A 14,140-nucleotide genomic window follows, 5' to 3' on the forward strand; every position below is an offset into this window, starting at 1 on the left:
ACCATTCCTGACGTGCTGTATCGCGCCTTCGTTGGCCTCGTCGACCGGCTGCCGCTCCCCTCGCTGCGGGTGCAGCGGCTCATCGCCGTCGCGGTGATCCTGAGCCAGGCGGGCATCTCGGTGACCGGCGCGATCGTGCGCGTCACCGCCTCCGGCCTCGGCTGCCCGACCTGGCCGCAGTGTTTCCCCGGCAGCTTCACCCCCATCGGGGTGTCGGAAGTGCCGGTCCTGCACCAGACCGTGGAGTTCGGCAACCGGCTGCTCACCTTCGCGGTGACGCTGTGCGCCGCGTTGATCGTGCTGGCCGTCATCCGGGCGCGCAGGCGCAAGGAAGTTCTGGTCTACGCCTGGTTGATGCCCGGCGGCACCGTCGTGCAGGCCGTGATCGGCGGAATCACCGTGCGCACCGGCCTGCTGTGGTGGACCGTGGCGGTGCACCTGCTCGCCTCGATGGCGATGGTGTGGCTCGCGGTGGTGCTGTACGCCAAGATCAGCGAACCCGACGACGGCATCGAGACCGTCCAGGTGCCCGCTCCGCTGCGCATGCTCACCGCGCTGTCCGGCGTGGCGCTCGCGGGTGTGCTCATCGCGGGCACGCTGGTCACCGCGGCCGGACCGCATGCCGGCGACAAGAGCATCGACCGACAGGTCGAGCGGCTGGAAGTCGAGATCGTCACGCTGGTGCACCTGCACTCGCAGCTGCTGATCGGCTACCTGGCGCTGCTGATCGGGCTCGCCTTCGGCCTGTACGCCGTCGGGATGTCGGCGGCCATCCGCAAGCGGTTGTTCGTGCTGATCGGGCTCGTGCTGGCGCAGGCGCTCGTCGGCATCGTCCAGTACTTCACCGATGTGCCCGCTGCGCTCGTCGCCATCCACGTCGGCGGGGCCGCGGCCTGCACCGCGGCGACCGCCGCACTGTGGGCCTCGCTGCGTACGCGCGAGAAGATCGACGCGCCCGTCTTGTCGCAGACTTCCCAGCACTGACATCCGACCCTCGTCGGACAACGAAAAAGCCCGCGTCGCACTGCGATTCGCGGGCTTTTCTCGTCAGTGGCCGTCAGGCGCCGGCGAGCAACTTCCAGTTACGCGCCTTCGGGAACTTGGTCTGATGGGCGACCCAACCGGCCATCTTGGCCCAGTGCGTCGGGGCGGGAGTGACGATCGAGCCCAGCTCGCGACTCCACTCGTCGGTCTCGGCCAGGCCGTCGATCCGCTCGACGAGCGCCTTCGCGATCGCCATATCGCCGACCACCCGGTCGCCGAGGATGCCGTCGGCCCCGACCAGGGTGATCCGCACACCCTGCTTACCGAGGTACTGCAGCACGGCCGTTCCCGAACCACCGTGCTGGGCGAGGAACTTCACGATGGACTTCTCGACCTCGGCCGGCACCTTCACGGCCTCGGGGGCGGCGGTTGTACTCATGGCGGTGAGTTTACCGGCAGGTAGTTTCCAGTCCAGCCCCGAGTGGTCCGGAACACGGGGTGTAGAAAGGGGACTCATGCGCGCGATTCAGGTTTCCGAGCACGGTGGTCCCGAGGTCCTGCGATACGTCGAGGTGCCGGACCCGCAGGCCGGTCCAGGTCAGCTGCTGGTCGAGACCCAGGGTGTCGGCGTCAACTACATCGACATCTACTTCCGCACCGGCCAGTATCCGCAGGCGACGCCCTACCTGCCCGGCTCCGAGGGCACGGGCATCGTGGTGGCGATCGGTTCCGACGTCACCGAGTTCGCCGTCGGCGATCGAGTCGCCTGGGCGTCGGCGCCCGGCAGCTACGCGGACCTGGTCGCCGTCGACGAGGCGGTCGCGGTGAAGGTGCCCGACGTCGAGCCCGCCGTCGCGGCCGCCGCCCTCCTGCAGGGCATGACCGCCCACTACCTGACCGAATCGGTGTTCTCCCCCGAACCCGGCGACCCGGTCCTCGTCCACGCGGGCGCGGGCGGCGTCGGCCTGCTGCTCACCCAGATGGCCGTCGCGAAGGGCGCCAGGGTCATCACCACGGTGTCCACCGACGCCAAGGAGAAGCTCTCGCGCGAAGCGGGCGCCACCGAGGTTCTGCGCTACGACGACGACCTCGCCGCCCGCGTGCGCGACCTCACCGACGGCATCGGCGTCGCCGCGGTCTACGACGGCGTCGGTGCCAGTACATTCGAAGCGAGCCTCGCCTCGCTCCGAGTCCGCGGCACCCTTGCCCTGTTCGGCGCGGCCAGTGGCGCGGTCCCACCCTTCGACCCCCAACGCCTCAATGCCGCCGGCTCCCTCTGGCTCACCCGCCCGTCGCTGGGCGCATACACCCGTGATCGCACCGAATTCCTCTGGCGCGCAACCGATGTCTTCGACTGGATCGCCGCGGGAAGCCTGAACCTCCGCATCGGCGCCACCTATCCGTTGGCCGAGGCCGCCCAGGCGCATCGCGACCTGGCCGACCGCAAGACCACCGGCTCGATCGTCCTGCTGCCCTAGCCGCCATGGCCGGACACTCCGGTGTCCGGCCCCGCGCTCTGTTCAGTAGTCGCGGCCCGTGAGGCCGCGGTAGACGAAGCGGGTGATCGACTCGATCGCCTCCTCGTCGGTGAGGGTCACCGAACCGTCTTCGACCATGCGCAGCGTTCCGTCGACCGCGGCGAACATCATGGCCAGGCTGGCGTCGACGGTGCCCGGCAGGCGCAGCCCACGGTCCGGGAAGTCGGCCACATGGTCGGCGATATCGGCGCGCTGCTCCGCGCCGAACCCGGCGATGATCCGGGCGAAGTCCGGGCTCACCAGGGCCGCCTGCCCTATCGCGCGCAGGACCGAGGCATGTTCGCGGGCGAAGGTCCAGTAGCCGCGCACGTGGTATCGCACTGCCGCCGCATCGGTGAAGTCGCCGTTGTGCTCGGGATCTGCCGCGCGCTCGTCGCTCGCGACGGCCATATCGCGCAGAAGCGCTTGCAGCAGTTCCTCTTTGCTCGCGAAGTGGTTGTAGAACGAGCCCGCGGCACGGCCCGCGGCGGTGGTGATGTCGGTGATCTTCGCGTTCAGGTAGCCGTGTTCGGCGAAGACCTGCCGGGCGGCGGCCTTGAGTGCCTGCTCGGTTTCCGCGGATTTCTCGCGCCTGCTGCCCGCCACCGGACATCACCTCCTTGACAAGCACGGTACCAACACTGAAACTGAATTCATATTCACTGAATTTCAGTTCAGTTCTTGTTCCAGGAGGTATTTCCCATGTCAGAACAGGTACTCGTCGCCGGTGCGGGCCCGACCGGTCTCACGCTGGCCATCGACCTCGCCCGGCGCGGCGTGGACGTCCGGATCGTCGATCGCGCCGATTCGCCGTTCCGGGGATCGCGCGGAGACGGCCTGCAACCGCGCACCCTGGAGGTGTTCGACGACCTCGGCGTCATCGACGCGGTCCTGGCGGCCGGGTGCGAGCTCCCGGTGATGCGCGCCTACTTCGCGGGGACCTTCGTCGGCGAGCGCCGCATGGCCGAACCCGTCGAGCCGACACCGGATGTGCCGTATCCGAATGCCTGGGTACTCGGTCAGTCCGACACCGAGGCGATCCTGCGTGCACGGCTCGCCGAGCTCGGGGTGACGGTCGAATTCGGCACGGCGCTGGCGGATTTCAGCCAGGACGACGCCGGCGTCACGGCGACACTGCACCGCGACGGCCATACGGAGTCGGTGCGCGCGAGCTACCTGGTCGGCGCCGACGGTGGCGCGAGCGCGGTGCGCAAGCGCCTCGGGATCGCGTTCGACGGCAGCACCGACGACTCGATCAGGATGCTGCTCGGCGATGTCCGCGCCGACTCCCTCGACCACGAGTGCGGCTACTGGTTCGCCGCCTCGGCCGACCAGCCCATGACCGGCTTCGCCCTGTCCCCGCTACCGGGCGCACGGCGGTTCCAGTTCGCCGCCCCGCTGGCCGACGACCGCTCCCCCGATCTGGCCACGCTGCAAGAACTCGCCGACCGCTATGGCCCCGAGGAAGGTCTGCGGCTGAGCGACCTGTCCTGGATCACGATGTGGCGCCCCAACATTCGACTTGCCGAACGATTCCGCGACGGTCGGGTGCTCCTCGCGGGCGATGCCGCCCACGTCCACCCGCCCACCGGCGGCCAGGGTTTGAACACCGGCGTCCAGGACGCCTACAACCTGGGCTGGAAACTGGCCGCCGCCCTCAGCGGCGACCCCGCCCCGCTCGACACCTACGAATCCGAACGCCGCACCGTGGCGGCCCGAATCCTGGGCCTGAGCACCGAACTCCTCGACAAACTCGTCGACGGTGACGAGGACGCGATGCGGCGCGGCCCTGAAACCCGCCAGCTCGGCATCACCTATCGCTCCCCCGCCGAGCACGGCCCCCTCGTCGCGGGCGACCGAGCACCGGACGCCCCGCTACACGACGAATCCGGCCGACCGATCCGCCTGTTCGACCTCTTCCGTGGCCCGCATGCCACCCTGTTGCGTTTCGCCCCGACGCCCGGGTCCGCCGCGCCAGACGCCGCATCCCTCGATGATCCCGACCTCCACACCGTCGAGATCCACCGGTTCGACGCCCTCAGCCACCGATCCGCCGACACCGACCGCCCCACGTTCACGACGCTCGTCGACACCGACGGCCACGCCTTCACCGCCTACGCGGCCACCTCCGGCACCGCCGTCCTGATCCGACCGGACGGCCACCTCGCACATCGCTGGTGACCTTCACCCGCCATCCCGGACCCGACGCCGCCGGGTCCGGAAACGACAGTGGCCGGGCATCGCTGCCCGGCCACTGTCGCGAAAGAATGTCTTACAGCCCGACGAGGCTGCCCACCGTGTCCCACCCGAGCACCGAGTCGACGGCCAGACCACAGAACACCACCGCGAGGTAGTTGTTCGACTGCAGGAACAACTTCAGCGGCTTCACCGACTCGCCACGACGCACCCCGGCGTAGAGCTGGTGCGCCATCAGCAGGAACCAGGCGCCGGCCACCAGCGCGACCGCCGCGTAGATGACGCCTGTCGCGGGCACCAACGCCATCGTCGCCAGCACCGTCAACCAGGTGTAGATGACGATCTGCTTGGTCACCACCTGCTCGGTGGCGACCACCGGCAGCATCGGCACACCGGCCGCGCGGTAGTCCTCCTTGTAGCGCATGGCCAGCGCCCAGGTGTGCGGCGGCGTCCAGAAGAAGATCACCGCGAACAGCACCAGCGCGGGCCAGCCGATATCTCCGGTCACCGCGGACCAGCCCACCAGTGCGGGCATGCACCCGGCCGCGCCGCCCCACACCACATTCTGCGAGGTCCGGCGCTTGAGGCCCTTGGTGTAGACGAAAACGTAGAACAGGATCGTCGCGACGACGAGCGCGCCGCTGAGCAGGTTGGCCTGCCACCACAGCCAGGAGAAGGAGATCGCGCCGAGCGCGACGCCGAACACGAGCGCGTGCGAGGTCGGCACCGCATCGCGGGCCAATGGCCGCCGCGCGGTCCGCTTCATCACCTTGTCGATGTCGGCGTCGGCGACACAGTTGAGGGTGTTGGCACTGGCCGCGCCCATCCAGCCACCGAACAGGGTGACCAGGATGAGCCGGATGTCGACGGTGCCGCGGTCGGCCAACAGCATCGTCGGAATGGTCGCGACGAGCAGCAGCTCGATCACGCGTGGCTTGGTGAGCGCGATATAGGCAAGGGGCTTGCGCACGATTCGCGCGGCCAGACTGTCGCCCGCGAGGCGGTCGGCCAGGGCCGTCGACGAAGTTCCGTGCGCACCGCTACTACCCGGCTCGTGACCGATCCGCACTGTTTCTCCTCGCACGCTGTGCTTCGCTTCGCATCCGGTAATGGAACGAGCAGCGCGCGGCTGCGGCGCGGCCACTACTACAGAGGATGGTAGACCCACTCACCTGCCGCTCCGCGCCAGACCCCCGCCACCGTGGGCGCGGTCACTACGCTTCGCGACCGCGCATCCCGGGCCCACGCGGCGGTGAACCCGTATCGACGCGCAGGTGAACGGCACCGCGACGGGCCTCGCGTGCGTCGCGGCGACGGTCGACACCGCACACCGCCGGTACGCGACGATCCGCACTAGACTCACTGCCAGGGTTCGCGCCAATCCGGTGTCACAGCACCACTAGGGTATTCCTGTACATCGGTACGCACCCCGGCCGCGTGCGACCCGCTTCGATCATCATCGCCGCAGCCAAGCTATCGCCGTCGACGAAACCTAGGTCAGGAGAACCACGGTCGTGCCAGTCACAGACGACATTCGCGCCCTCACTCAGCGGAACTACCCCAGCGACTGGACGGACCTCGACACCTTGGCCGTCGACACCGCCCGGGTACTCGCTGCCGACGCCGTGCAGAAGGCGGGCAACGGGCACCCCGGCACCGCGATGAGCCTCGCGCCGGTCGCCTACACCCTGTTCCAGCGCACGATGCGCCACAACCCCGCGGACCCCAGCTGGGTCGGTCGCGACCGGTTCGTGCTGTCCTGTGGGCATTCCAGCCTCACCCTCTACATCGAGCTCTACCTGGCCGGTTTCGGCCTGGAGCTCACCGACCTCGAGCAGCTGCGCCAGTGGGGCTCGCTCACTCCGGGTCACCCCGAGTTCCGCCACACCGACGGCGTCGAGATCACCACCGGCCCGCTGGGCCAGGGTCTGGCTTCCGCGGTCGGCATGGCGATGGCCGCGCGACGTGAGCGCGGGCTGTTCGATCCGAACGCCGCCGAGGGCACCAGCCCGTTCGACCACTTCATCTACACGATCGCCTCCGACGGCGACCTGCAGGAGGGCGTCACCGCCGAGGCCTCCTCGTTCGCGGGCACCCAGCAGCTGGGCAACCTCGTGGTGATCTACGACGACAACGAGATCTCCATCGAGGACGACACCGACATCGCCTTCACCGAAGACGTGGCCAAGCGCTACGAGGCCTACGGCTGGCAGGTGCAGATCGTCGAAGGCGGCGAAGACGTGGTGGCCATCGAGAAGGCCCTCGACGCGGCCAGGGCCGAGACGTCCAAGCCCTCGATCATCATCCTGCGCACCATCATCGGCTTCCCCGCCCCGAACAAGATGAACACCGGCGGCGCGCACGGCGCCGCGCTCGGCCCCGACGAGGTCGCCGCGGTGAAGAAGGCGCTCGGCTTCGACCCGGAGAAGTCCTTCGAGGTGGACCCGGCCGTCATCGAGCACACCCGCAAGGCACAGGCCCGCGGCGCGCAGGCACAGGCGCAGTGGCAGCAGGGCTTCGACGAGTGGGCCGAGGCCAACCCGTCGAACAAGGCGCTGTTCGATCGCCTGCAGACCCGCACCCTGCCCAAGGGCTGGACCGAGGCGCTGCCGAGCTTCGAGGTCGACCCCAAGGGCATGGCCACCCGCAAAGCGTCGGGCAAGTTCCTCGCCGCGGTCGCCGACGAGTTGCCCGAACTGTGGGGCGGTTCGGCCGACCTGGCCGAGTCCAACAACACCACGATGCCCGGCCAGCCGAGCTTCGGCCCCGAGTCGATCTCCACCGGCGCGTGGAAGGCCAACCCGTACGGGCGCACCCTGCACTTCGGTATCCGTGAGCACGCGATGGGCTCGATCCTCAACGGCATCGCGCTGCACGGCCCCACCCGCCCCTACGGCGGCACCTTCCTGGTGTTCAGTGACTACATGCGCCCGGCCGTCCGCCTGGCCGCGCTGATGCGGGTGCCCGCGATCTACGTGTGGACCCACGACTCCATCGGCCTCGGCGAGGACGGCCCGACCCACCAGCCGGTCGAGCACCTGGCCGCGCTGCGCGCGATCCCGGGCCTCAACGTGGTGCGCCCGGCCGACGCCAACGAGACCGTGCACGCCTGGCGCACCGTGCTCGAGCGTGACTCCGACGAGCACACCTCGCACTTCCCGGTGTACGAGTCGCCGCAGCAGGACGGCCCGTCCGCACTGGCACTGACCCGCCAGGACGTTCCCACCCTGGAGGGCACCAGCTACGAGGGCGTCAAGAAGGGCGGCTACGTGCTGGCCGAGGCATCCACCGGCACCCCGGAAGTGATCCTCATCGGCACCGGCTCCGAGGTCCACCTCGCGGTCGCCGCGCGCACTACCCTGGAGGAGCAGGGCATCCCGACCCGCGTGGTCTCGATGCCGTGTGTGGAGTGGTTCGACGTGCAGGATCAGGGATACCGCGACGAAGTGCTGCCCCCGTCGGTGCGGGCCAGGGTCGCGGTCGAAGCCGGTATCGCGATGCCGTGGTACCGATTCGTCGGTGACGCGGGCGAAATCGTGTCCATCGATCACTTCGGCGCGTCGGCCGACTACAAGACTCTGTACCGCGAATTCGGTATCACCCCCGATGCCGTCGTCCGCGCGGCACTGCGTTCCACCGACAAGGTGAAGGGGTAAAACCATGGCACAGAACGAGAATCTCGCCGCGCTCTCGGCCGCGGGCGTCTCGGTGTGGCTCGACGATCTCTCGCGTGATCGCATCCAGTCCGGCAACCTCGCCGAGCTGGTCGCGACCCGCAGCGTCGTCGGTGTCACCACCAACCCGAGCATCTTCCAGGCCGCGCTGAGTGTGGGCCACGCCTACGAGGCGCAGCTCAAAGACCTTGCGTCCCAAGGCGCCGACGCCGACGCGGCGATCCGCACGATGACCACCGACGACGTGCGCGCCGCCTGCGACGTGCTCGCGCCGGTGTTCGAGGCGACCGGTGGCGTGGACGGGCGCGTGTCGATCGAGGTCGACCCACGTTTCGCCTTCGACGCCGACAAGACCGTCGCCCAGGCGATCGAGCTGTGGAAGATCGTCGACCGCAAGAACCTGTTCATCAAGATCCCGGCCACGGAGGCGGGCCTGCCCGCGATCACCTCGGTGATCGGTGAGGGCATCAGCGTGAACGTGACGCTGATCTTCTCGGTGCCGCGCTACCGCGCGGTGATGGGCGCCTACCTCGACGGTCTGCGCAACGCCAAGATCGTCGGCCACGACCTGGCCAAGATCCACTCGGTCGCTTCGTTCTTCGTCTCCCGCGTGGACACCGAGATCGACAAGCGCCTCGAGGCGATCGGCACCCCGGAGGCCCTCGCCCTGCGCGGCAAGGCCGGGGTGGCCAACGCGCGGCTGGCGTACGCCGAGTACCAGGATGTGTTCGACGGTGGCGCGCATACCTCCACCTACAACCACCTGGCCGCACAGGGCGGCAACCGGCAGCGGCCGCTGTGGGCGTCGACCGGGGTGAAGAACCCGGATTACCCCGACACCCTCTACGTCACCGAACTCGTCGGCCCGAACACGGTCAACACCCTGCCGGAGAAGACTCTGCAGGCGTTCGCCGATCACGGCGAGGTGCTGGGCGACACGCTCAGCGGCCGTGGCGCCGAGGGCGCCCAGGTCTTCGCCGATCTGGCAGCGGTCGGAATCGATCTCGACGATGTGTTCGCGCTGCTCGAGCGCGAAGGCGTCGACAAGTTCGAGAGCGCGTGGGGTGAACTGATCGAGGCGACCACCGGCGCGCTCGGCGTCGCTGCGGAGGGCAACTAACACGATGGCCGGCACAGCATCGACGGATCAGGCGGCGGGGCTGTGGCACAACCCGCTGCGCGACGAACGCGACAAACGGGTCCCCTTCATCGCGGGCCCGTGCTCCATGGTGATCTTCGGCGTCACCGGAGATCTGTCCCGTAAGAAGCTGATGCCGGCCATCTATGACCTGGCGAACCAAGGGTTGCTTCCCCCCGGTTTCGCTCTGGTCGGCTTCGCTCGGCGCAACTACGCCGACGAAGACTTCGCCTCGGTGGTACTCGAGGCCGTGAAGAAGCACGCGCGCACCCCTTTCCGCCAGGAGGTCTGGGACCACCTGGCCGAGGGGGTGCGGTTCGTGCAGGGCAGTTTCGACGACGACGCGGCCTTCGCGACGCTCGCCGACACCCTGCACACGCTCGACCGGACTCGCGGCACCGGCGGCAATTACGCCTTCTACCTGTCGATTCCGCCGAACATGTTCCCCGTGGTGCTCGATCAGCTCTCCGAGCACAATCTGGCTCAGGCCACCCCCGACCCCGACGGGTACACCCCGTGGCGGCGCGTGGTGATCGAGAAGCCGTTCGGCCACGACCTGACCAGCGCCAAGGAACTCAACGCCCTGGTCAACCGGGTCTTCCCCGAAGAGCAGGTCTTTCGCATCGACCACTACCTCGGCAAGGAAACGGTTCAGAACATTCTGGCGCTGCGCTTCGCCAACGAGTTGTTCGAGCCGATCTGGAACGCCAACTATGTCGACAGCGTGCAGATCACCATGGCCGAGGACATCGGATTGGGCGGTCGCGCGGGCTATTACGACGGGATCGGCGCCGCGCGTGACGTCATCCAGAACCACCTGTTGCAGTTGCTCGCGCTGACCGCGATGGAGGAGCCGACCTCCTTCGAGCCGATGCAGCTCACCACCGAGAAGATCAAGGCCCTCTCGGCCACCAAACTCGTCGCGCCGCTGGACGAGACCACCGCGCGCGGGCAGTACACCGAGGGCTGGCAGGGCAGCGAGCACGTGGTCGGCCTGCATCAGGAAGAGGGCTTCGATCCGCAGTCGCGGACCGAGACCTACGCCGCGATCACCCTGCACGTGGAGAACCGGCGCTGGGCGGGTGTGCCGTTCTATCTGCGCACCGGAAAACGCCTCGGCCGCAGGGTGACCGAGATCGCGGTGGTGTTCAAGCGCGCGCCGCACCTGCCCTTCGACCAGACCATGACCGAGGAGCTCGGCCAGAACGCGCTGGTCATCCGGGTGCAACCGGACGAGGGCATCACTTTGCGCTTCGGCTCCAAAGTCCCCGGCTCCGGCATGGAAGTACGCGACGTGAACATGGACTTCAGCTACGGCGAGGCGTTCACCGAGTCCTCCCCCGAGGCCTACGAACGGCTGATCCTCGACGTGCTGCTCGGCGTGCCGTCGCTGTTCCCGGTCAACGCGGAGGTCGAATTGTCTTGGCGCATCCTCGATCCCGTGCTCGCGCACTGGGCCGCGGGCGGCAAACCCGAACCCTACGAGTCCGGTACCTGGGGTCCCACCTCGGCCGATGAGATGCTCGCGCGCAGCGGGCGGGAATGGCGGCGTCCGTGATCGTCGACATGCCCGACACCGACACAGTCGCTGTCGGCAAGCGGATGGTGCAGTTGCGCGAGACCAATGGCGTGATCACCCAGGGCCGGGTGCTCACCCTGGTGGTGTGCACGCTGGACTCCTCGGAGGCCGAGGACGCGATCGACGCCGCCAACGACGCCAGCCGCGAACATCCCTGCCGCGTCATCGTGCTGGCCCGCGGTGACCGCGATGCCGAGACCCGCCTCGACGCTCAGATCCGCGTCGGCGGCGACGCAGGTGCGGCCGAGGTGATCGTGCTGCGCCTGCAGGGCGCGCTGGTGAACCACGAGAGCAGCGTCGTGACCCCGTTCCTGCTGCCCGACACCCCGGTGGTGGCGTGGTGGCCGCGTGGCGCGCCGGACTTCCCGTCGATGGACTCGGTGGGCAAGCTGGCCAAGCGCCGCATCACCGATGCCACCTACGCCCGCGATCCACAGGCCGCGATCAAGAAGCGTCGCTACTCCTACGCGACCGGCGACACCGATCTGGCATGGAGCCGCATCACCTACTGGCGCGCACTGCTGGCCGCGGCGCTGGACGAGCCGCCGTTCGAACCGGTTGTCTCGGTGACCGTGTCGGGCCTGGCCTCCGAACCCGCGCTCGACACCCTGGCCGGTTGGCTGGCGTCGCGTCTGCACTGCCCGGTGATCCGCAAGACCGGGGAGTTGAAGGTGGAGATCCAGCGCGCCACCGATTCGATCGCCATCGAACGCCCGCAACTAGGAAGGACGGCCACGCTGACCCGCACCGGCGAACCCGACCAGCGGATCGCGCTGGCACGCCGGGAAACTCGCGATTGTCTCGCCGAAGAACTGCGCCGGCTCGATGCCGACGAGATCTACGCCGAGGCGCTCGCCGGAATCGAGAAGGTGACCTATGAGTGACCACATAGACGTGCACGACGACCTCGGTGCCGAATTCCCCGCCAACACGATCGAGATCCACGACGACGCCGAGTTCCTCGCCGACGCGGCCGCCGAGCGCTTCGTCGATGTGATCGTCACCGCCCAGGCCGAACGCGGCCACGCGTCGGTCTCTCTCACCGGCGGCAGCGACGGCATCCGGCTCCTCGAGCGAGTCCGCCGGTCCCCCGGCGACATCGACTGGTCCACCCTCTACGTCTACTGGGGCGACGAGCGTTTCGTCCCCGACGGCGACAAGGACCGCAACGAACTCCAGGCTCGCGAAGCACTGCTGGACTTCGTCCCGCTCGATCCGGCGCACGTCTTCCCGATCGCCCCTTCCGATGGCGCCTACGGCTCCCCCGAGGAAGCCGCCGCCGCCTACGCCCAGCTCGTGCACACCGAACTCGACGAGCGCGGCGAGTTCGACCTCACCGTTCTCGGCATGGGCGCCGAAGGCCACATCGACTCCCTGTTCCCACACTCCCCCGCAGTGCAGGAAACCAAGGATTACGTTGTCGCCGTACACAATTGCCCGAAGCCCCCGCCGACCAGGATCACGATGACCCTGCCCGCGATCCACCGCTCCCGCCACGTGATGCTCGTGGTCAGCGGCGAAGCCAAGGCCGCCGCGGTGGCCGCCGCCGTCAACGGCGCCTCCCCCGACGACATCCCGTCGGCCGGCGCGGTCGGCATCGAGTCGACCACCTGGGTGATCGACGAACCCGCCGCGACGGGTCTGCTGCTCGACGACGAATAACGCACCTGACGAAGCCGGGCCCGATGATCGCGGCCCGGCTTCGTCGTGTCAGGTGACCGGGGTCAGGGAACTAGCCCAGAAGTCGGCGTAGCGGCGTGCGGTGGAGAAGTTCTTCGTGGGTGCCGTCTTCGGCGATGTTGGCGTGGTCGGGCAACCCTGGCAGGGAGGCCCACCGGTTCGCTTTCGGAAAGATGCGGTCCGTCACGAGGCGAATCCGCCTGTCGCCCTTTCACATCCCGGCTAGTCGGTTCATGACAGCGCCCGGTTAATATGTCGGGCGATCGGTGTGGCGGGGGACGAGTTGCCGACCGGGATCATCGTGGGTGCCGACCTGTGGTGCTGCCGTGCCCCGTGTGCCGAGGTTGCGCTTGGGTCGGCTGCGAGGTGCCGGCATGGGACGGGAAAGGGTGATGGGTGGGTTTCACAGGACCACGGGAGGACGAGAGTTCGGGGTCACCGTTCGGTTCACCACTGGAGGCACTCGGGCCTGATCCGGTGGCGATTGTGCCGGGGTACGCGCCGACTTCGTGGCGACCGGCCGATCCGGAGCCGATGATTCCGCCGCCACCCCCGCGGTTCCAGGCGCACACGGGTATCGAGCCACCGGGTCGCAGCAGGATCGGCATCGTCGTCCTGGCTTCGGTGGCGACGATCGTGGTCGGCGTGGCGGCGCTGACCTACGCCGTCGTGGCAGGTCGAGACAGCGAACCGGAAGCAGCCGTGCTCATCGCCGCCACCAGCCCGCCGACGACCCGAAAGACCGCTGGACCACTGCCCTGTGTCGACGAACAGCGCGGCAGTCTGACCGTCGGCCGCGGTCCGGGTGACCACAACTCCGGGCCGGGCGCGATCCTCGGCTTCGAGTACGCGTTCTACAGCGACCGCAATGGGGAAAAGGCGAGGTCGTATGTGGCACCCGACGCCGACAGCGTCGGTTCGGCCCCGACCATCCAGCGCGGCATCGATGAGCACGTCCCGCTCGGAACCACCTACTGCGCCCAGATCAACCAGATCGGTCCGGACGACTACGAACTCGACCTGACCGAGCGTCGCCCCGGCGGTACGTCGGCAGAAGACCTGCTCTACACCCAACTCATCACCACCACCGTCCGCGACGGTCGAACGATGATCACGGCGATTACCGTACGGGGACAGTGAGATTCGGTTCGACTGTCAGCCCGGGACCGCGCGCGGATCCGGGAGGCACATGCCGGCTTCACCGCGCACGGTGCTCCACGTGGCGAATCCCAGCACGGGAGTGTTCTGAGTAATTCGGTTGCGGAGCACCGTATCGAGCAGGGGCCTGCTGGTACTGCGGTTGCTGCGGCGGAACATGCGGATGCTCGTCGGCGGGAAAACACAGGTGCGCGCTTCTGGCGGGAATTGCACG

General features: G+C 68.5%; 13 protein-coding genes. 9 read left to right on the forward strand and 4 right to left on the reverse strand.

The features are described 5' to 3' along the window. Positions 1-12: 12 nt before the first annotated feature. A complete protein-coding gene (locus QX204_RS19810; protein WP_301901347.1) occupies positions 13-984 on the forward strand; it encodes a COX15/CtaA family protein in 972 nt (323 codons plus the stop codon). A 73-nt stretch (positions 985-1,057) separates the two neighbouring features. On the opposite strand, the gene QX204_RS19815 is transcribed toward QX204_RS19810, so the two are convergent. Then, positions 1,058-1,423 carry a hypothetical protein gene (locus tag QX204_RS19815; RefSeq protein WP_301901348.1) on the reverse strand — a complete coding sequence of 122 codons (366 nt, stop codon included), beginning with the start codon at positions 1,421-1,423 and terminating at the stop codon, positions 1,058-1,060. A 76-nt stretch (positions 1,424-1,499) separates the two neighbouring features. Here QX204_RS19815 and QX204_RS19820 point away from each other — a divergent pair, with 76 nt between their 5' ends. Further along, positions 1,500-2,462 carry a quinone oxidoreductase family protein gene (locus QX204_RS19820; RefSeq protein ID WP_301901350.1) on the forward strand — a complete coding sequence of 321 codons (963 nt, stop codon included), beginning with the start codon at positions 1,500-1,502 and terminating at the stop codon, positions 2,460-2,462. A gap of 42 nt (positions 2,463-2,504) precedes the next feature. Here QX204_RS19820 and QX204_RS19825 read toward each other — a convergent pair whose 3' ends face one another. Beyond that, positions 2,505-3,107 carry a TetR/AcrR family transcriptional regulator gene (locus QX204_RS19825; RefSeq protein WP_301901352.1) on the reverse strand — a complete coding sequence of 201 codons (603 nt, stop codon included), beginning with the start codon at positions 3,105-3,107 and terminating at the stop codon, positions 2,505-2,507. 96 nt (positions 3,108-3,203) lie between these two features. Here QX204_RS19825 and QX204_RS19830 point away from each other — a divergent pair, with 96 nt between their 5' ends. Beyond that, positions 3,204-4,682, forward strand: coding sequence for an FAD-dependent monooxygenase (locus QX204_RS19830; RefSeq protein ID WP_301901354.1), 1,479 nt, complete (start codon positions 3,204-3,206; stop codon positions 4,680-4,682). Positions 4,683-4,773: 91 nt separating this feature from the next. Here QX204_RS19830 and QX204_RS19835 read toward each other — a convergent pair whose 3' ends face one another. Further along, positions 4,774-5,709 carry a heme o synthase gene (locus QX204_RS19835; protein WP_301908044.1) on the reverse strand — a complete coding sequence of 312 codons (936 nt, stop codon included), beginning with the start codon at positions 5,707-5,709 and terminating at the stop codon, positions 4,774-4,776. 502 nt (positions 5,710-6,211) lie between these two features. Here QX204_RS19835 and tkt point away from each other — a divergent pair. The 5 genes from tkt to pgl are packed head-to-tail and all read left to right on the forward strand — an operon-like array spanning position 6,212 to position 12,750. After that, positions 6,212-8,353, forward strand: coding sequence for a transketolase (gene tkt / locus QX204_RS19840; RefSeq protein ID WP_301901355.1), 2,142 nt, complete (start codon positions 6,212-6,214; stop codon positions 8,351-8,353). A 4-nt stretch (positions 8,354-8,357) separates the two neighbouring features. Continuing rightward, positions 8,358-9,491 carry a transaldolase gene (tal, locus tag QX204_RS19845; RefSeq protein ID WP_301901356.1) on the forward strand — a complete coding sequence of 378 codons (1,134 nt, stop codon included), beginning with the start codon at positions 8,358-8,360 and terminating at the stop codon, positions 9,489-9,491. 4 nt (positions 9,492-9,495) lie between these two features. Beyond that, positions 9,496-11,067: a glucose-6-phosphate dehydrogenase gene (zwf, locus tag QX204_RS19850; RefSeq protein WP_301901357.1), complete on the forward strand. Its 1,572-nt coding sequence runs from the start codon at positions 9,496-9,498 to the stop codon at positions 11,065-11,067. Further along, positions 11,064-11,972 carry a glucose-6-phosphate dehydrogenase assembly protein OpcA gene (opcA, locus tag QX204_RS19855; RefSeq protein WP_301908045.1) on the forward strand — a complete coding sequence of 303 codons (909 nt, stop codon included), beginning with the start codon at positions 11,064-11,066 and terminating at the stop codon, positions 11,970-11,972. Before zwf ends, opcA begins: the two co-directional genes overlap by 4 nt. After that, a complete protein-coding gene (gene pgl, locus QX204_RS19860; protein ID WP_301901358.1) occupies positions 11,965-12,750 on the forward strand; it encodes a 6-phosphogluconolactonase in 786 nt (261 codons plus the stop codon). The genes opcA and pgl overlap by 8 nt, the downstream gene beginning before the upstream one ends. Before the next feature lie 70 nt (positions 12,751-12,820). Here the strand turns inward: pgl and QX204_RS19865 are convergent, their stop codons facing one another. Further along, positions 12,821-12,955, reverse strand: a complete 135-nt coding sequence (locus tag QX204_RS19865; RefSeq protein ID WP_301901359.1) for a hypothetical protein — start codon at positions 12,953-12,955, stop codon at positions 12,821-12,823. A 209-nt stretch (positions 12,956-13,164) separates the two neighbouring features. Here QX204_RS19865 and QX204_RS19870 point away from each other — a divergent pair, with 209 nt between their 5' ends. Beyond that, positions 13,165-13,908, forward strand: coding sequence for a DUF8176 domain-containing protein (locus QX204_RS19870; protein ID WP_301901360.1), 744 nt, complete (start codon positions 13,165-13,167; stop codon positions 13,906-13,908). The last annotated feature ends 232 nt before the right edge of the window (positions 13,909-14,140 follow it).

The organism is Nocardia sp. PE-7, assembly GCF_030486425.1.
In the GTDB taxonomy this organism is placed as follows: domain Bacteria; phylum Actinomycetota; class Actinomycetes; order Mycobacteriales; family Mycobacteriaceae; genus Nocardia; species Nocardia salmonicida_A.